Raw genomic sequence first — 17617 nt, 5'->3', positions numbered from 1 at the left:
TTGCGCCAATAATGCCTCCTTCATTGATTAACGATTGAGAAGACTGCCTACGTATTTTAAAAGTTCATTTGCACTTGTAGAATTATAGCCATGTTCATCAATTAATCTAGCTACTACTTCATTCACTTTCTTCAGTTGCTGTTCATCCGGTGTCTTCGTTGACGTCGTAATTTTCACCACATCTTTTAAATCAGCAAACAGCTTCTTCTGAATCGCCTCACGCAATCTTTCATGAGAATTATAATCAAAACGTTTGCCCTTTCTTGCATAAGCCGAAATACGAATCAGAATTTCTTCTCTAAAAGCTTTTTTGGCGTTTTCAGAAATCCCGATCTGCTCCTCAATTGAACGCATAAGCTTTTCATCAGGATTCATTTCTTCACCAGTTAATGGATCACGCAGCTTGTTTTTGTTGCAATATGCCTCGACATTATCTAAGTAATTATCCATGAGCGTTTTCGCAGACTCCTCATAGGAATACACAAATGCCTTTTGTACTTCCTTCTTCGCAATATCGTCGTACTCTTTTCGCGCAACAGAAATAAAATTCAAATAGCGCTCCCGGTCCTCACTGGAGATAGACGGATGCTGATCGAGCCCTTCTTTTAAGGAACGAAGGACATCCAGCGCATTGATCGATTCCATGTTTTTCCTGATAATAGTGGAGGAAATGCGGTTAATGACATACCGCGGATCAATTCCGCTCATCCCTTCATCATGAAATTCCTTTTTCATCTCATCAATATCAGCAGATTGAAAGCCTTCGACACTCTCTCCGTCATACAGACGCATTTTTTTCACCAAATCAATATCAGAACGCTTCGGCTCTTTGAGTCTTGTCAGAATGGAGAACATCGCTGCCACCTTTAGCGTATGCGGTGCAATATGCACATCTGCGACATCACTTTCTGAAATCATTTTATGATAAATGCGTTCCTCCTCTGTCACCTTCAAATTATAAGGAATCGGCATCACAATAATTCTTGAATGCAAAGCCTCGTTCTTTTTATTTGAAATAAACGACCGGTACTCGGTTTCATTCGTATGAGCGACGATCAATTCATCTGCACTAATCAAGGCAAAACGGCCTGCTTTAAAATTTCCTTCTTGCGTTAATGACAGAAGATGCCATAGAAATTTCTCATCACACTTTAACATCTCCTGAAACTCCATCATTCCTCGGTTTGCTTTATTGAGTTCTCCATCAAAGCGATAGGCCCTTGGATCTGACTCTGATCCAAATTCAGCAATGGTGGAAAAATCGATGCTTCCTGTTAAATCAGCAATGTCTTGAGATTTCGGATCAGACGGACTAAAGGTACCAATACCAGTCCGTTTATCCTCTGAGAAAAAGATCCGTTCAACCCTTACGTCCTCAATTCGCCCGCCAAATTCCTCTTCCAGCCTCATCATATTCAAAGGGGACAAATTCCCCTGTACACGAATGCCATACTCTCTATAGAAATCCTCCCGCAGATTTTGCGGAATAAGATGAAGCGGATCTTCATGCATCGGGCAGCCTTTGATCGCATAGACTGCGCCATTATCTGTCAGTGAATATTCCTCTAGTCCTCTTTTCAGCCTAGTAACAAGCGTAGATTTCCCCCCGCTCACTGGTCCCATTAATAACAAAATACGCTTCCTCACATCAAGCCGTTTGGCAGCAGGGTGAAAATATTCTTCCACTAATCTTTCCAACGATTCCTCTAATCCAAAAAGCTCCTGATCAAAAAATTTGTACGTTCTGACCCCATTCTCCTCTTCAATCCCGCTGTCTTTAATCATATGATAAACGCGAGAATGAGCAGATTGAGCGACAAGTGGATTTTCCTTTATAATGTCTAAATACTCGCCAAATGTTCCTTCCCATTTAAGACGCTGCTCTTCTTCTCTGTGCTGTTCGATTTTCTTTAAAATATCCATATGAACCTCCTCTTTCAAGATTGAAGCAAGTAATCAGATACTGTTTTACAATCTATGCGGAGGCGTCCTATTACATGCTTTCGTTCTTCAAAATGACGAATTGGCAAACTGAATTGACAACCATCCGCAAGACCCTTCATAATAAAGGAAAAACAGGAGAAAAATGATCTTCTTCTCCTGTTTTTCAAGGCGAACTTCACATCACATGAAATAGGCAGCGATCGAAACAAAGGGATAAGGGGGAGCTTATATGAGAACGGTCATTATGATGGGCGTCATCATTACGTTTTTAGTATCCATTTTCACAGCTGGCTACGAAGGCAAGCCTGGTAAATGAAAAAAAGGATGTTCCATTAGCGGAACATCCTTTTTATTTAGTTCTTTGTTTTTAGCACCTGCATATTTACTGTATTCCCTGATACTTGAATGGACGTAAAGTCTTGCGTATCAATCACAGGTGTAACGGCACGACTGTCTAATGTGATGTCAGTAAAACGAGTAGAGAAGTTCGCCCGAATATCTTTCCGATAGATATCGTCAGTCACTGCTACTGTCGACAGTAATTTCCACTTCGTCACAGAGCCAATGTTTGAGCTTTGGATTTCTGTGATGATACGCCCAGTATAACCAACATTATTTGTTCCCCAGAACGTTGCTCTTGTATGCCCATTCAAGTTTTTATAAATGGTCATTTGCACAGTACTCCCAGGCTTAAATCCCTTTGTATACGTAAAGTCATTTTTTCCTTCGATATAGGTCTCTTGATTATTTGCTCCTACTTTCATCGTAGGTTTCCACACATTATATGTTGAACTGTATTGAAGACCAATATCCGCTTCCTTTGACCCTGTAAATCCAGAATAAATATAAGCTGTCCCGTTTGACACACTCATTGCCGAAGGGAGTTGAATCTTTGTGACCAATATGGATCCATTGCTATTGATATAAGTACGCCCACCGATACCTTTCGATAATTGCGCTGCTTCTATTTCCTGCGTCTGAGAGAGACCTGGGATACTCACTGGAATCGTCCCCATTAAAATAGCTGTGCTAATGGCACTAGTGATCAGTAGCTTTTTCATCTCATTTTTCCTCCTAATGGATTCATTTTTGAAAACGTTATCACAATCTATCATACTGCCTATTTTTTTACATGTCAAAAAAAGTATAAAAGTTTCGTATTTTCCTTCTTTTTGTTTCTTATCTCATATAAAAAAAGCCGAGATCAGTATCCCGGCTTTCATAATGACCTTAAATCAGATCACGGTATTGCTGCTGGCGAAGTGCTTCATACACAAGAATTGCTGCCGTATTCGATAGATTCAGAGAACGAACATGTTCTGTCATCGGTAAACGAAGGCATCGATCCATATTCCGCTCGATCAAATCTTTCGGCAATCCACTTGTCTCTCTGCCAAAAACGAAGAAGTAATCTTCATCTAACTGAGAGTAATCAAATGTCGTATGCGGCTTTTGGCCAAATTTTGTGATATAGAAGAATTGCCCCTTCGGATGAGCCTCAAACAATTCATCAAGCGAGTCATGATAGACTACATTGGCATATTTCCAATAATCAAGTCCTGCACGCTTCAGCATTTTATCATCTGTCGAAAAACCAAGCGGACGAATCAGATGAAGGGTTGTATTTGTTGCTGCACATGTACGCGCAATATTTCCAGTATTAGCTGGAATCTCTGGTTGATATAAAACGACATGAAGTCCCAAAAAAGTTCACCTCTAATTTTCTTTTCCGCTCAACATTATACCATTAACTATCCTTCGCGGCATCGTCCAAAATGTGAAAAAACGTATAACGAATAGCAGGAGTATAGGCGGTTGAATCCTCATACGACCAATAACGCATACGGCTGTCATATGTCTGGGCATTCACAAGAGGCATTCCGCTTTTATCGTGATCGACAACAATGGTTGTATGATTATACCTGCCATCTCCCTCAAAATCGTAGCAAATGACATCACCAATTTGAAGCTCCTGCGCTTCCTTGAGTTTCTTTGCTCTTAAACCAGCTTTCGAATTCGCTAAATAATTTTTCATCGAATGGGCCACCGTCCAGCTATAACTCCACGTATGCGGCCGCACCCACCAGCCAGATCCGCGGTTCGGATACCCTCTCGTTGGCGCATTTCCAGCCTTCAAGCATTGTGAAATAAAATTTGTGCAGTTATCTTCAAAATTTTTATAGGCAGGATTTCGTTTATTCCAGTACGTCTCCGCATATTGCACGGCTGCCCGACGATCATATTGAAAGGCTCTCCCAAGCTGTTCTTCGGTCTGAAAACGCTCATCCACTTGCTCTTCCATTTGACGCTTTTCTATCATCAACCTGTCTTTCACAAGCATGTCGTTGTAAAGGAACGCTTCTCTTTTTTCTACCTGCTCCTCTAAATAAAAAGATTCGTCTACATCCTTGCAGACATAAGTAAGATGAGCGAGATACTGCACATGCTGAGCCCCGTCATCCTGAATCGATGAATCGAGGAGTGTAGCTTTGGCTTTCGCTTTGACAATCTCCACCTGTCTTCTAGCAAAAAGTTCTTTTTTCCGTTCGATTGCTTCCACATCAGACATGAGCTGTGGCTGTTTGATTTCATTCCCATTTAATAAATAACCAAACCTGTCTTCTAATGTTTGCTCTAATAATCGTTTCACACAGACACCACCAAACTTTTTTTAAACATCTCTGTTTGGTTCATTCTATGTGCACAGGGATGTTATTTAGTATTTAAAGGTGTCTGTAAAAGATCAATCCCTTTAACAATTTCTTGTTTCGCTTCTTCATCACTTTCCCGCTCAAGGGCTTTTTCCAGCTCTGGGAGCAGCTCCTCATCGCCAATCTTCCCTATTGCCCAAGCAGCCGTTCCTCGAATAACAGGCCGTGGGTCCTTGTGCATCAAATCCATCAACACGGGTAAGGCAGATGTATCTTTAAAGTGTGCAAGTGCCAAAATCGCATTTCGCTGAATTGGCTTTTTCCCCCGCCATGAACCTGAAACATGACCGTATTTTTCTTTAAACTCACGATTACTGATCGTAAGAAGCGGCTTTAAGAGCGGCTTCGCAATTTCTGGGTCTGGTTCCATTTCAGGATGCAGGTGAAAGTCCTTTCCTTTATTGATCGGGCAGACAATTTGGCACGTATCACACCCATACAATCGATTTCCTATTTTCGAACGAAATTCGTCAGGCAAAAACCCTTTTGTTTGCGTTAAAAAGGAAATACATCGTTGTGAATTCAGCTGCCCTGGATTCACAAGTGCACCAGTTGGACACGAATCGACACATTTATTACACGTTCCGCACTGGTCTTCAATTTTCTCATCCGGTTCAAAGGGGACATTTGTGATCATTTCGGCCAAATACACGTAAGACCCAAACTCTGGCGTGATAATCATACAGTTCTTCGCACTAAAACCGATGCCAGCACGTTCCGCTACTGCACGATCAGACAGTTCACCTGTGTCCACCATTGACTTTGTTCGTATGTCGACATGTTTGCTACGCAAGAATTCTTCAAGCATGTCGAGCTTCTTTTTCAGCACAACATGATAGTCTGTTCCCCAAGAGGCACGGCAGAAGATCCCTCTTCTTGCATCCTTAGTACTTCGAGGAGCATCTTTCATTTTGGAAGGATATGCGAGCGCTATCGCAACAATTGATTTGGCCTTCGGAAGCAGCAAAGAAGGGTTTGTTCGTTTTTCGATATCTGGCTCTTCAAAGCCTGACAAATACCCTAACGATTCATGTAAGATGAGGCGGTCTTTTAATGAATCAAATGTATCAGCACTTGCAAATCGAATTTTATCAACACCAATTTCTTTCGCATATTGAATCAATTCTTCTTTTAATTCTCCAACATGAATCACCTTGCAAACCTCCTTTCTTTGTTTCTTCTGTTGTTTTCAGTATAATACGAGTGTATCACGACCGATTGGAGTGAGTCACTGTGAAGATACATATGGAAATTTCTCATCCTGAAAACCCGTCTATCCATGTTGGACAGATTGAATATTCGCATATTGAAGTTGGCACATCGCCTCAAATGTTAAAAGGCCGGCTCCGCCTGTTTCAAGAATCTTTATTCTTTGAATACGAAGATAAAGTTTTAGAGAAAGTACCAGCAATCAAAGAATGGACGGACCTTTTAAAAGACGTTCCTTTCCTGCCAATTCTTGCGGATATCCAAAAGGAACAATTTATTGACTCGACCAATTCCGTACAGGATTTGTCGATCTTTTTCTCTTTAAAATATTTCTTGCCTATCCTGACCTTCGATGCTGATCGCCTAGAAAAGCCACTTTCACTAGCAAAACATGAGACTGGTCACATTGAATGGCAAGACAAAGCAGGGCTTAAAGGATTATTTTCTCAACCAAGTAAAGCTCACATTTCTAAAGGCACAAAAAACATTCTGCAAATCATCCTGTTTCCGCCCTCTATTTCCCGGGAAAAGAGTGAAGCTCTCATTCAATCCTTGACGAAGATGTTTGTACAAATACATGGTGGAGAAAGTAATTATGAGCTTATTGAGAAAGCACTGTAGCTTGACAGTGCTTTTCCACATTATATTGACATAATAAAAAACGCAACACTTCGTTTATCTAAGAAACGAAATACTGCGTTATAAACAAAATTATGTATTGGAGCGGGTGATGAGAATCGAACTCACGACATCAGCTTGGAAGGCTGAGGTTTTACCACTAAACTACACCCGCATCAATTTTCAAAAAGCAACGTCATCGCGTTGACTTTTATTATGTTACAACTTTCTTAACAATTCGTCAAGAGAATATGAAGATTTTTCGTCAAAAAACTTCATATTCTCTGTATATATTACGATAGTTATTTATCGAGCTGCAAATACACCAAATAAGCCTGCTTCACATCTTTTAATTCTTCTTTTAGAATCTTTTCAGAATTTGTTAAACCAGAAAACTCATAGTTCATTCCAGTCGTGATGGTAATAGAAATTAATTTTTTCTCTCCAGGAGACATGTGAAAAATATCTGTTTCTGATATCGTTGTGTTTCCTCCCACGTCCTGTTTAAAATCCACGCTAGTGTCGAGCTTCGTTTGTTCGCTCTGCTCTTTATCTTTCCACAAGCTATACGTTACTTTTAGCAGATCATCTTTTTTCTCTTCTATCTGATAGATAAATTTGACACTGTTATCGACACCATTTTGATGAAGTTTCAGGGTGATTTTTTTTGTATCTTCTTTCAATAATTGTCCATCCTTGTAATGCAAACCGATCAAGGAAACACTTTTGACACTTTCTTTTAATCCCTTCACTGTCATCGCTTCAAATGATTTATCTGATAATGATTCCAGAAGATTTTTTTCATTTTTTGTTAGTTTCATAGGTTCGATAGTTATTTCATCTTGAGTTGCTGTTTTTTTATTTTTTTCTGTTGCAGGTTTTTCTGATACCGTCTTCTCAGTTTGTGTGGTTTCTTCGGCCTTCTCGCCGCATCCTGCTAATAGAACAAAAGTGAATATAAGAACACTCCATTTTTTTAACATTGAGATCCCCTTTGATGTTTTTTATTTTCTATTATACTAATATTTGGTTTAATATACAAAAAAAGATTAGGAGAATTCTCCTAACCTTTCGCTTTTTTCTGCTTCATGGCTGATAAGATGGCCACAATGAGAAAACTCGCGGCAAAAATCACCATCATATAAATAAAAAAGTTTGGCTTGATCTGAAAAGTAAATGCGGATGAACCTTCCATCTCAAAAGCGAGACTGTTAAATAATAAAGCATCATTCGTTTTTGATTGAAATAAATGATAGAACAATACACCGATTGTCAGCATCGGAAAGCCTAAAAACCCAAGAAAACCACCAACAATTGCACCTTGTTTCATCGCCTGTACGTTCATGATCGTTGTCCTCCCATTCCCCCAAGCAATAGCTGCTTCATAATAGATTTACCATCCCCCATAAACGGAAGAAGATAGAGTAATTGAATAAAATACGTGATAGAAAAAATAAAGAAACCTGTTGAAATTGGATTTTCTTTTAGACATAATACGGTCACAATGATCCCTGCTGCCCCGATCACACCTGGGACAAGCGGCCCAAGCAAGGTAATCCATACCTGCTTTTTCTGAAACGGATCTAATACAGGTCTCACAAATTTCACAGACATCATATCACTCGCAAAAAAACCTTGTGGACCATCCCGTCCCGCAAATTTACGATGCGCATAGCCATGTGCTGCCTCATGTAAGGCGGTCCCGGTAATTAATCCAAAATAAATAATTGTAAAATAAATCGCAATAGTTGCAATCGATCGATCAGGAATGAATAAAAAAGCGATCCCTGCCATGACCATAAAAAGCATCCAGAAAAAGATGATTTTACGTGTCACCATGAGTAATGCTGTCCCAAAAATATGAAGGAACGAGTGACCAGTGCAATCAAATCGTTCCTTCATTTTCACTTGATACTGTTTGAAAAATTGACAGCAAGCTGTCACAATCCGATACGGTGATTGATAATGAATAGACAGTAAGTGGTGCTGATTTAACCCAATCATCAGTTGATAAAAGTCTCGAGAAATCACAGACTCATCGACCTGAAACAAATCGGCGAGCTCTACTGTAATACTCGCTTCTGTCCTTTTGCCATCTACTTTCGTTAACATATGATACGCACTTTCATTAATTGGGAGTGTGCTTCCATATTGCGTATCCGTGAGATGTCTCTTTTGTAAGGTCACATACGGCGCGAGTGCCGGTACCCGCTCAATCTTTAGCTTATTGTTAAGAAGTTGAATCATGTGAATACCTCCATGAAAAACCTTTATATATGGCAAAGATGAGCAGACCTTCAAATGCAGCTACAAGCAGCCACTGAAGCGTTTGACTCGACTCCCCTATGACATAGTTTCCAATAAAAACAATCGGAATCATGAGTAAAATAAGTGCTCCAAATGAAAAAATGCCTGTGTAGGGATTGTTCCGATCAAGCGGAAGCAAAATACCTACCACATAAAAGAGCGCAGTGGCATTGCATAGCACAGCGGCCCCAATCAATACGTTCAAAACTTGATCAGGAAGGGTCAGCGTTGTGAGCATGAAAATTGCAATTTGCATTACACCAACAAGCAAAAGCCCGATAAACTTATACAGAGCCACTTCCCACGATCTTAGACCAAATGTTTTGTACATCCCCAGCATTCGTTTATCATTGCCAAATGAATTGAAGGCGGTTAATCCAGCGAGAGCACAGAGAACAAAAAATGCTTCTTCTTCAAAGCGGAACCCAAACTGATAACGGACGAATAAGATCACAATGAGGAGAATGAGAAAATTTAAAATGTTTTCTTCATTTCGCACCTGTGATTTCATTTCCTTTACAATCAGTGCCCAATTTTTTGAAGGAGAGAACGGCAGTTTGTTTAAAAAGGTTAACGCTTTTTTCTCTGCCATAATCGGCATCATCGCAAGAGAAAGAAATGCGCCTCCCGCCGATAAAAGGATAAACAGAATCAACATTGCATAGTTTACCCCGTTAGGAGACATTCCTTGAGTAGCTAAGAAAAATGGTGCTGTAAAATACATCAAATGATAATCAAACTGTATATATGATTGCTGCATTTGACTGATATCAAAATGCGTCATTCCATACGCTACAACCAGTGCTAATAAAACAAAGATCGCTGCAAATTTTTGCAACGGTAATTTTAATTTTAGAACGACCAAATACGTCATATTATAAATGAGTTGCAAAAGCATTAAGACAAAAAGCGATTGCAAAATCACCATCAAAAAGAACGTAACAATAAAGTAAACACCTATTCCCTGGGCAATAAAATTAGGTAAAAGCAGAATACCGATAAAAAATAAAACAAGCCCTGCCACCACTGTCACCATCGGAATAAAGTATCCAAGGCTTTTCTGAAAAGTAGAAAGCGGGAACCAGCTGAGTTGCATAGAAAAACGGTCTTGCTCAGGCGTTCTGACCTTGATCAAAATGAATAACAGACTTGTAAAGATGGATGCATTGATCGCCATTGACACAACGAGTAATCCAAGTGAACGTTCATCGCCATTTAAGAATGCCTTCATAAAGACACCCGTAAAACTGTATCCGATGATGGCGCCCATTGTGACGGCAAATAAAAAGAATAAAATCACAATGATCCGCTTCGTCTGAGTATCAAAGAGCTTATACATCTCCTGCTGCCACATTTTAAGCATCATTCTAGAAATGATTAATGATTTCATCAAAATGTGCACCCCTATCACTTAACATTGAAGCTTTCAGAAACACCTGTTCCAATGTGCTTGATTGATACTTCTCCTTTAAGGCTGAGACCGTTCCTTCATCCATTTTATTTCCTTTAGAAATAATGGCGATTTTATGGCACAGCTCTTCCGCTGAAAGCATATCATGCGTTGAAAGCAAGATCGCACCATGGTGCTCGGCATAACGTTTCATCAGTTTCTTTGTGTTTATAACCGCTTCAATATCAAGTCCTCTAAAGGGCTCATCCATGATCACCAATTGACTATCAAGCATAAAGGCGGCAATCAGCTGTGTCTTTTTTTTCATACCATGTGAATAGGTTTCAATCGGTCTTGATAAAGCCGAGTCCATATCAAACAGTTCAATTAGTTGATTTCTTCTATGAATTGTTTTACATTCATACATAGAAGACACAAAATCTAAATATTCAGCACCAGTCAATGCTTCAGGGAGCAGCAGATCATCTGGAACATAGGCTACTTGTTTTTTAAAGGATGGTTCGTCATTTGTGACGTCCTGCAAAAGAATCGTTCCTTCTGTATGCTTGATGATGCCGAGTATACAGTTAATCATCGTTGTTTTACCGGAACCATTCGGTCCAGCAACAGCAACGATTTGATGAGGGGCGATCTGTAAATGAAAATCATTGACAGCAGTCACGTTATTTTTATACGTCTTGGTTAATTTCTCGATCGTAAACATATAACCTCCAAGTGTCTGCATATTCTTTAAAAACAGATCAGGCTAAACCGCCCGCCACAGACGGTTTAGCCCTGGTGTCATTTCATAGAAGTAAAAAGATGAATCCTAAGTATAGCTACTTACATTCAATTTGGACTTTTAAGCCACTTTCCCACTGAACGGCTCCTGTAAAGCTACCCTTGCCGTTAGCTATACACCAAACTGCTGCTCCTAGAACAACTGTTGCTCCCAATCCAAGAAGGACAGCAACAAATACTAAGAACCAAGCTTGGTCCATAATAGCAGGTTCCATAGTGGAATAGTCAACTTGCGGCGCTGCATAAGTCATACTTTTCACCTCCCAGCTTATGATGATCGTATCATAGGCTTCACTCTCCAAACATCAACAGAAGATCCCATTTTTGACCGAACGTGCTTTCGTATAAAATGTGACTTTTTATTCAATTCTTCACTTTTAAGTGTAGAACCTCTAACTTATTATCTAGATTTTCCCACCCCTTAAGAACCACCAAACCCATATAATGGCAATAAAACCTTCATTTTTTGAAATAGTCCTTATTTATCAATCTCTTTATATATTCTTTCTTTTTTGTGAAATAGAAAGAATTCCCCCGATATATCAGATAAAAAAGTCCTGATTATATGTCGTTAAAACACCAATTATGAAATATTTACTGATAATTCCGACAAAAGAGTGAGTCTATTTTCCTTCTTCTCTTGTCACTTAAAATATGTATATACAAGAAAGCGCATTGGGAAAAAAGCCCTTTCTTTTCTTAAGTAACACCCAACATATGATTCGCTTCTTTCTATGAAAAAGCACATTGCAGCATAAACATTCCATGATTTCACTAGCTGGCAATGATTGATTGCTTTCAAAAAACGGATCCGTATTCTCTAATGAAACAATTTCTCTTTTTCATCCAGCATGTCCACACCTTTCCTTATTGAAATGAAAAAGCCGATCAACTTTATTTATTATTTTTTCAGATTTATCTAAAAAATGATTGACCAAGCATGAAACAAGATTTATAGTCTTATTAAATATTTCTTATCAAAGTAGTTGGTTTTATCTAACAAAAGGAGGATACACACATGTCAGAAGAACGTCCATTCCGTTTAGAAACAAAAGCCATTCACGCAGGTCAGGAGCTTGATTCAGCAACCTATTCAAGAGCCGTGCCTATTTACCAAACAAGCTCTTTCGGTTTTAGAGATAGTGAGCATGCGGCGAATTTATTCGGACTGCAGGAACCCGGAAATATTTATTCTCGCATTATGAATCCTACAAATGACGTCTTTGAAAAACGGATCGCCGAGCTTGAGGGCGGCATTGGTGCACTTGCTGTCTCTTCTGGACAAGCAGCGACCACTTATTCTATTTTAAACATTGCAGGAGCTGGTGACGAAATTGTCTCCTCCAGCAGCCTTTATGGAGGCACGTACAATTTATTTGCTCATACACTCAAAAAACTCGGCATTACAGTGAAATTTGTTGATTCATCCAATTTAGAAGAACTCGAATCAGCGATAACAGACAAAACGAAGGCAGTGTATGCAGAAAGCATTGGGAATCCTAAAGGCGATATTCTACATATTGAAGCCATCTCAGCCATTGCACACAAGCACCATATTCCGCTTATTGTGGATAATACACTCGCAAGTCCTTATTTATTAAGACCGATTGAGTTTGGTGCAGACATTGTCGTTCATTCCGCTACGAAATTCATTGGCGGTCATGGTACATCAATTGGCGGTGTCATTGTCGATAGCGGCAAGTTCCCTTGGGCAGACAGTGATAAGTTCAAAGGGCTGACTGAACCAGATCCAAGTTATCACGGGCTGACGTATACCGAAGCAATTGGAGAAGCGGCATATATCACAAAAGCACGTGTACAGCTCTTACGGGATTTAGGAGCAGCCTTGTCACCTTTTAACTCATTTTTACTTTTGCAAGGTCTAGAAACTCTGCATCTGCGCCTGGAGCGACATAGTGAAAATGCTTTAAAAACAGCGCAATTCTTACAAGATCATCCTCTTGTAGATTGGGTAAGCTATCCAGGTCTTGAAACCCATGAATCTTATGAGCTTGCTCAAACCTATTTGCCAAAAGGACAAGGCGCTATTCTCACATTTGGTATTAGTGGCGGGAGAGAAGCAGGTAAAAAACTCATTGATTCCGTTAAGTTATTCTCACACCTTGCAAATGTGGGCGATTCTAAATCACTCATTATTCATCCTGCCAGCACAACGCATCAGCAATTAAGTGAAGCAGAACAAAAAGCGACAGGCGTCACCCCAGAGCTTATTCGTTTATCTGTTGGAACAGAAGCGATTGAAGACATTATCGCAGACCTTGAACAAGCAATCACAAAAAGTCAGGCTGAATAAAATAGAAAAAGCACACTGAGGTGTGCTCAGGCTGTCGAGAAAATCTCGGCAGCTTTATTTTTCCCCTTAAATTTTCCACCACTCCATTTTATAATAGAGAAAAACATTCTAAAGGAAGGTGTTTTTCTCATGTTCCACACTAGAAATTCTTCTCAGCACGAAGCCGAATTTGTATTGCTAGATCAACTGGTCGAAGAGGATCACCTGCTTCGTAAAATTGATCAGTACATTGATTTTTCATTTATCGTAGATAAAGTAAAACCCTATTATAGTGAGAATAAAGGTCGTCCTTCTCTTGATCCGCTTATTTTGTTCAAAATGATGTTTATCGGATACCTTTACGGTATCCGTTCTGAAAGACAACTCGAAAAAGAAATTTACTATAACATGGCGTATAGATGGTTTTTAGGTTTGAACATCAATGATCCCGTTCCCCATCACTCCACTATTAGTTGGAATCGTCGTACTCGATTTAAAAATACAACGATTTTTCAAGACATTTTCGATGAGATTGTGCTTCAAGCTATCAATCATGATATGGTAGGAGGTCGCGTTCTTTTTACTGATTCAACTCATCTTAAAGCCAATGCTAATAAACATAAATATACGAGAAAAACGATTGAACAAGATACCCAGAACTATATCAATGATTTAGAAGAAGCAGTCCAAGAAGATCGGGTGGCACATGGAAAAAAGCCCTTAAAGGTAAAAGAGGAGGTGAAAACAGAAAAAGACATTCGTCAAAGTATGACTGATCCTGAAAGTGGCTATCTATATCGCGAAAACAAGCCTGAAGGCTTTTTCTACCTAGACCACCGGACAACAGATATGAAGTATAATATCATCACCGATGCTCATGTCACGCCTGGAAATGTCCATGATTCTGTTCCATATCTTGATCGGTTAGATCACCAAATCGCACGATTTGGTTTTCAAGTAGAAGCTGTTGCGCTTGATTCAGGTTATTTGACAACACCAATTTGTAAAGGTTTATCTGATCGACATATTTTTGGTGTCATTGCCCATAGACGTTTTCATCCAACAAGAGGATTATTTGAGAAGTGGAAATTTCAGTATGATTCTGAAAATGATCATTACATATGCCCAAAAGGTGAGAAGCTTTTATATACGACAACAGATCGAAAAGGTTATCGATTCTACAAATCAGATCCTAAAAAATGTGCATCGTGTCCTTTCCTTGAAAGATGCACAAGGTCGAAAAATCATCAAAGAGTCATCTCAAGACACATATGGGAAGAACATAAAGAAAAGATCAGACAGAATCGTCTAACTGTTTCTGGAAAAGAGCTATATAAAAAAAGAAAAGAAAAAATAGAGCGAAGCTTTGCAGATTCAAAACAACTGCATGGGCTTCGCTACTGCCGGTTAAGGGGGAAACAAAATGTGAGTGAGCAAGTTCTCCTCACAGCTGCGTGCCAGAACATGAAAAAGATTGCCACACACCTAGCGAAGCTAGGCTAGGTGTGTGGGAGGCCTTTTTCATTAAATCTCATCCATCATAATTACGATGAAAATAAAAAAGCCTGTAGAAAAACATGAGTTTCTCTACAAGCTGAGCACACTGAGGTGTGCTTTTTTTGCGTCATTAGTCATTAAGTAGTCGAACGTCTTGGAAAGGATAAAACACAAATGATGTTGTTCCTTGAATATCACTCTTTGTAAAGAGACCTAAGCCATTGCGGCTGTCCATTGAGTTTTGACGGTTGTCACCCATGACAAAATACTTGCCTTTTGGAACGGTAAGAGGACCAAAATCAGGTGTCAGCAAGATCCCATCTGCGGCTGCTTCCTTTTTGTTTGACGCTAAGTAAGGCTCCGCCACTTTTTGACCATTGACATATAGCTGATCATTTTTCATTTCAATTTTATCACCGGGTAAACCAATCAACCGTTTAACATAATGAGTGCTGCGGTCTTCCCCATCAAGAACAATGATCTGTCCCCGCTTGTAATCGCCGAAATAATCAACCGTCTTATTCACAAAAACCCGTTCTGTATTATGCAATGTTGGTTCCATAGAGGTTCCTTTTACAATGTACGGTGCGAATAAAAAGTTACGAATAATAAAAACAGCGATGAATGCGATTAAGATCGCTTTGAGCCAGCCCCATACTTCTGACTTCTTTTTTTGTGTTTTTGTATTTGTTGTCATAAGCTCCTCCTGAAATCCCCTAGGACGAAATGCGTTCCATCAGCTGCGCGCCAGCATCACGCTTGTATCACCCTAAATATAAACATATTTTGCCAACAAATCAAGCGATGAGAGAGAAAAAGGCAAGCACCCTTCTGTGCTTGCCCAAAACTCAGTTACTTAGCAGAAGAATCCTCTTCTTTTTCTTTTGATTTACCATAGAAATAATCAGATGGATTCACTGGTTTAAAATCAGACAGCTTATGGAATCGAAGAAGATCCCTATAAAGCACTTTATCTGAAAGGCTTAACTGATTATCGACACGGGCTTTAATCGCCTCTGTCTTTTTATTTTGCTTCACAACTTTACCTGTTTTTGTATCGTAGACAGTGTTATCTACAAGTGTATATTTTGGTGTCACATAGTTTCCATTACGGAATGCAACAGTTTGATCATGCTTCTTAGAGAATAAATCTGTTCCAAAATTCACATACTCATTTGAATCAATACCTTGTAAGTGAAGAAGTGTAGGCATCACGTCTACTTCACCACCATACGTATGGTTCACGCCGCCCTGTTTGCCAGGAATACGAATCATGAGTGGTACACGCTGGTTTTGTGCATTTTGATAAGGTGTAATTTCTTTCCCTTGAATCTCGCTCATTGCACGGTTATGGTTTTCAGAAATACCGTTGTGATCACCATATAATAAAATGACAGAGTCTTTATACATACCTGATTTTTTCAAGTCTTTAAAGAATTGCTCTAATGACTCATCGAGATATCTTGCTGTTTGGAAGTAGTTATCTACTGTTTTGTCACCAGTTGTTGCCTTAGCAATCGTCGCATCTTTTTCATCTAAATTAAATGGGTAGTGATTAGTCAATGTCATTAAATGTGCATAAAATGGGTTTTTCATTGATTCTAGCATCGGAATTGATTCTTTGAAGAATGGTTTATCCTTCAGACCCATATTCACAAGATTTTCTTCATCCATGTTGTAATAGGAAGCATCGAAGAATTGATCATATCCCATATGCTTATAAATCGTGTCACGGTTCCAGAAAGATTTATAGTCGCCGTGAAGCACTGCGCTCGTATAGCCTGCTTTTTGATCTAAGATGGCAGGGAGTGATTGGTAAGTATTTTCACCTTTTGTCACAAACGCTGCTCCCTCTGGCAAGCCGAACATACTATTATCCATCATCAGCTCAGCATCAGCTGTCTTTCCTTGACCTGTCTGATGGAAGAAATTATCGAAATACGTAAAGTCCTCTTTCCCGTGAGCCAGCTTGTTTAAAAACGGTGTCACTTCTTCTCCATTTAGTTTGTAGTCAATCAAGAAAGACTGGAAGCTTTCTAAATGGATTTTAATGATGTTTTTCCCTTTAGCTTTACCGAAATACTCTGCGTTTGGTTTCGCATAGTGAGAAGCTGTGTAGTTGACAACATCCGTTAAATCTTCACTGCTCGCATTTGCTACCTGTGTTGCATTTTGTGCAGATTGTACTCCGTCATAAATCGTATAATTATAAACACCTAAATATTTGACAACATACTTATGATCAAATGTTCTTGTTAATAATTCTGGACGGTCCTTTTCAGCTAAATGAAGGTTTACAAAGAATAGTCCTACACCTGCAGCCACAATCAATAGTGCAAATGTCTTTTTCATTTGGAATTTCTTCACTTCTGGTCTCCAGATCACAATCGCAATCAAGATAATGATATCAAGGAAGTACAAAAGGTCATGCGGCTTAATACTAGATAACACACCGCCAGTCATGCCTCCTCCAAGATTGCCTGCTTGCTTCATTGTGGAGAAAGTCAAAAAGTCATCAAAGAAACGATAGTACGCTACATTCGCATATAAAAGTGCGGTCATAATAAAGTCAATCACAATTAAAACAATGGCAGATTTACGACCCTTCAAAAAGAGAGCCAGTCCCAAAAACACAATGGCTGAACTAAATGGATTTAATAAAAGAAGACCCTCTTGAAAAGAACCTTTCACTCCTAAATTAAAGTCCATTTTGTAGGCTGCATACGATTTCGCCCAAAATAAAAGGACAGCCAATACAAAAAAGCTATATTTGTTCGCAAATATTTTTTTCATAAAACCTCTTCTTTCTTATTATCGTTCTGATATAAATGAAATCATAAAAAATTT

At 39.2% G+C, this 17617-nt stretch carries 16 protein-coding genes and 1 tRNA gene; 3 read left to right on the top strand and 14 right to left on the bottom strand.

Features of this window, described 5'->3' with window-relative positions:
- Window positions 1-27: 27 nt before the first annotated feature.
- From MHI35_RS04445 to queG, 5 genes are all read right to left on the bottom strand, one after another.
- Window positions 28-1923, bottom strand: a complete 1896-nt coding sequence (locus tag MHI35_RS04445; RefSeq protein ID WP_012009374.1) for a PrkA family serine protein kinase — start codon at window positions 1921-1923, stop codon at window positions 28-30.
- Window positions 1924-2297: 374 nt separating this feature from the next.
- Window positions 2298-3005 (bottom strand): YrpD family protein, encoded by a 708-nt coding sequence (locus MHI35_RS04440; protein ID WP_335348954.1) that lies wholly within the window; start codon window positions 3003-3005, stop codon window positions 2298-2300.
- Between the two features lie 169 nt (window positions 3006-3174).
- Window positions 3175-3648 (bottom strand): tRNA (uridine(34)/cytosine(34)/5-carboxymethylaminomethyluridine(34)-2'-O)-methyltransferase TrmL, encoded by a 474-nt coding sequence (trmL, locus tag MHI35_RS04435; RefSeq protein WP_003211950.1) that lies wholly within the window; start codon window positions 3646-3648, stop codon window positions 3175-3177.
- Between the two features lie 43 nt (window positions 3649-3691).
- Window positions 3692-4594, bottom strand: coding sequence for an amidase domain-containing protein (locus MHI35_RS04430; protein WP_335348955.1), 903 nt, complete (start codon window positions 4592-4594; stop codon window positions 3692-3694).
- 62 nt (window positions 4595-4656) lie between these two features.
- Window positions 4657-5805, bottom strand: coding sequence for a tRNA epoxyqueuosine(34) reductase QueG (gene queG, locus MHI35_RS04425; RefSeq protein WP_211064408.1), 1149 nt, complete (start codon window positions 5803-5805; stop codon window positions 4657-4659).
- Window positions 5806-5888: 83 nt separating this feature from the next.
- On the opposite strand from queG, the gene MHI35_RS04420 reads away from it, so the two are divergent.
- The gene (locus MHI35_RS04420; protein ID WP_335348956.1) at window positions 5889-6485 is read left to right on the top strand and encodes a hypothetical protein; all 597 of its coding nucleotides are present in this window, start codon (window positions 5889-5891) and stop codon (window positions 6483-6485) included.
- 98 nt (window positions 6486-6583) lie between these two features.
- Here MHI35_RS04420 and MHI35_RS04415 read toward each other — a convergent pair.
- The 7 genes from MHI35_RS04415 to MHI35_RS04385 form a co-directional block, all read right to left on the bottom strand.
- Window positions 6584-6657: transfer RNA gene (locus tag MHI35_RS04415), tRNA-Gly, on the bottom strand.
- A gap of 127 nt (window positions 6658-6784) precedes the next feature.
- The gene (locus MHI35_RS04410) at window positions 6785-7465 is read right to left on the bottom strand and encodes a hypothetical protein (protein ID WP_335348957.1); all 681 of its coding nucleotides are present in this window, start codon (window positions 7463-7465) and stop codon (window positions 6785-6787) included.
- 80 nt (window positions 7466-7545) lie between these two features.
- Window positions 7546-7827 (bottom strand): hypothetical protein, encoded by a 282-nt coding sequence (locus tag MHI35_RS04405; RefSeq protein WP_012009367.1) that lies wholly within the window; start codon window positions 7825-7827, stop codon window positions 7546-7548.
- Entirely contained in the window at window positions 7824-8729 is a 906-nt protein-coding gene (locus MHI35_RS04400; RefSeq protein ID WP_335348958.1) for a metallopeptidase, read from the bottom strand. The genes MHI35_RS04405 and MHI35_RS04400 overlap by 4 nt, the downstream gene beginning before the upstream one ends.
- The gene (locus MHI35_RS04395; RefSeq protein ID WP_335348959.1) at window positions 8713-10179 is read right to left on the bottom strand and encodes a hypothetical protein; all 1467 of its coding nucleotides are present in this window, start codon (window positions 10177-10179) and stop codon (window positions 8713-8715) included. Before MHI35_RS04395 ends, MHI35_RS04400 begins: the two co-directional genes overlap by 17 nt.
- Window positions 10157-10903 carry an ABC transporter ATP-binding protein gene (locus MHI35_RS04390; protein ID WP_211064404.1) on the bottom strand — a complete coding sequence of 249 codons (747 nt, stop codon included), beginning with the start codon at window positions 10901-10903 and terminating at the stop codon, window positions 10157-10159. The genes MHI35_RS04395 and MHI35_RS04390 overlap by 23 nt, the downstream gene beginning before the upstream one ends.
- A 115-nt stretch (window positions 10904-11018) precedes the next feature.
- Window positions 11019-11231 carry a hypothetical protein gene (locus MHI35_RS04385; RefSeq protein WP_012009371.1) on the bottom strand — a complete coding sequence of 71 codons (213 nt, stop codon included), beginning with the start codon at window positions 11229-11231 and terminating at the stop codon, window positions 11019-11021.
- Between the two features lie 767 nt (window positions 11232-11998).
- Between MHI35_RS04385 and MHI35_RS04380 the strand changes: the two genes are divergently transcribed.
- Both MHI35_RS04380 and MHI35_RS04375 read left to right on the top strand, forming a co-directional pair.
- Window positions 11999-13294, top strand: coding sequence for a homocysteine synthase (locus MHI35_RS04380; protein ID WP_335348960.1), 1296 nt, complete (start codon window positions 11999-12001; stop codon window positions 13292-13294).
- A gap of 129 nt (window positions 13295-13423) precedes the next feature.
- Window positions 13424-14776, top strand: coding sequence for an IS1182 family transposase (locus MHI35_RS04375; RefSeq protein WP_172692994.1), 1353 nt, complete (start codon window positions 13424-13426; stop codon window positions 14774-14776).
- Window positions 14777-14900: 124 nt separating this feature from the next.
- Here the strand turns inward: MHI35_RS04375 and lepB are convergent, their stop codons facing one another.
- Together lepB and MHI35_RS04365 are read right to left on the bottom strand one after the other, a co-directional pair.
- Window positions 14901-15467: a signal peptidase I gene (lepB, locus tag MHI35_RS04370; RefSeq protein WP_144522395.1), complete on the bottom strand. Its 567-nt coding sequence runs from the start codon at window positions 15465-15467 to the stop codon at window positions 14901-14903.
- Between the two features lie 155 nt (window positions 15468-15622).
- Window positions 15623-17563, bottom strand: coding sequence for an LTA synthase family protein (locus MHI35_RS04365; RefSeq protein WP_335349813.1), 1941 nt, complete (start codon window positions 17561-17563; stop codon window positions 15623-15625).
- Window positions 17564-17617 lie beyond the last annotated feature (54 nt).

It is taken from the genome of Bacillus sp. FSL K6-3459, assembly GCF_038003305.1.
GTDB classification, from domain to species: Bacteria; Bacillota; Bacilli; order Bacillales; family Bacillaceae; genus Bacillus; species Bacillus pumilus_O.
This window is presented reverse-complemented; position numbering and strand designations above follow the sequence as displayed.

Bases quoted from the DNA above. Each gene is read 5' to 3' on its own strand.
- MHI35_RS04390 (WP_211064404.1), bottom strand. From the start codon at position 10,903: ATGTTTACGATCGAGAAATTAACCAAGACGTATAAAAATAACGTGACT.
- lepB (WP_144522395.1), bottom strand. From the start codon at position 15,467: ATGACAACAAATACAAAAACACAAAAAAAGAAGTCAGAAGTATGGGGC.
- MHI35_RS04410 (WP_335348957.1), bottom strand. From the start codon at position 7,465: ATGTTAAAAAAATGGAGTGTTCTTATATTCACTTTTGTTCTATTAGCA.
- MHI35_RS04405 (WP_012009367.1), bottom strand. From the start codon at position 7,827: ATGAACGTACAGGCGATGAAACAAGGTGCAATTGTTGGTGGTTTTCTT.
- MHI35_RS04385 (WP_012009371.1), bottom strand. From the start codon at position 11,231: ATGACTTATGCAGCGCCGCAAGTTGACTATTCCACTATGGAACCTGCT.
- MHI35_RS04445 (WP_012009374.1), bottom strand. From the start codon at position 1,923: ATGGATATTTTAAAGAAAATCGAACAGCACAGAGAAGAAGAGCAGCGT.
- MHI35_RS04375 (WP_172692994.1), top strand. From the start codon at position 13,424: ATGTTCCACACTAGAAATTCTTCTCAGCACGAAGCCGAATTTGTATTG.
- MHI35_RS04395 (WP_335348959.1), bottom strand. From the start codon at position 10,179: ATGAAATCATTAATCATTTCTAGAATGATGCTTAAAATGTGGCAGCAG.
- MHI35_RS04365 (WP_335349813.1), bottom strand. From the start codon at position 17,563: ATGAAAAAAATATTTGCGAACAAATATAGCTTTTTTGTATTGGCTGTC.
- MHI35_RS04440 (WP_335348954.1), bottom strand. From the start codon at position 3,005: ATGAAAAAGCTACTGATCACTAGTGCCATTAGCACAGCTATTTTAATG.
- MHI35_RS04400 (WP_335348958.1), bottom strand. From the start codon at position 8,729: ATGATTCAACTTCTTAACAATAAGCTAAAGATTGAGCGGGTACCGGCA.
- MHI35_RS04380 (WP_335348960.1), top strand. From the start codon at position 11,999: ATGTCAGAAGAACGTCCATTCCGTTTAGAAACAAAAGCCATTCACGCA.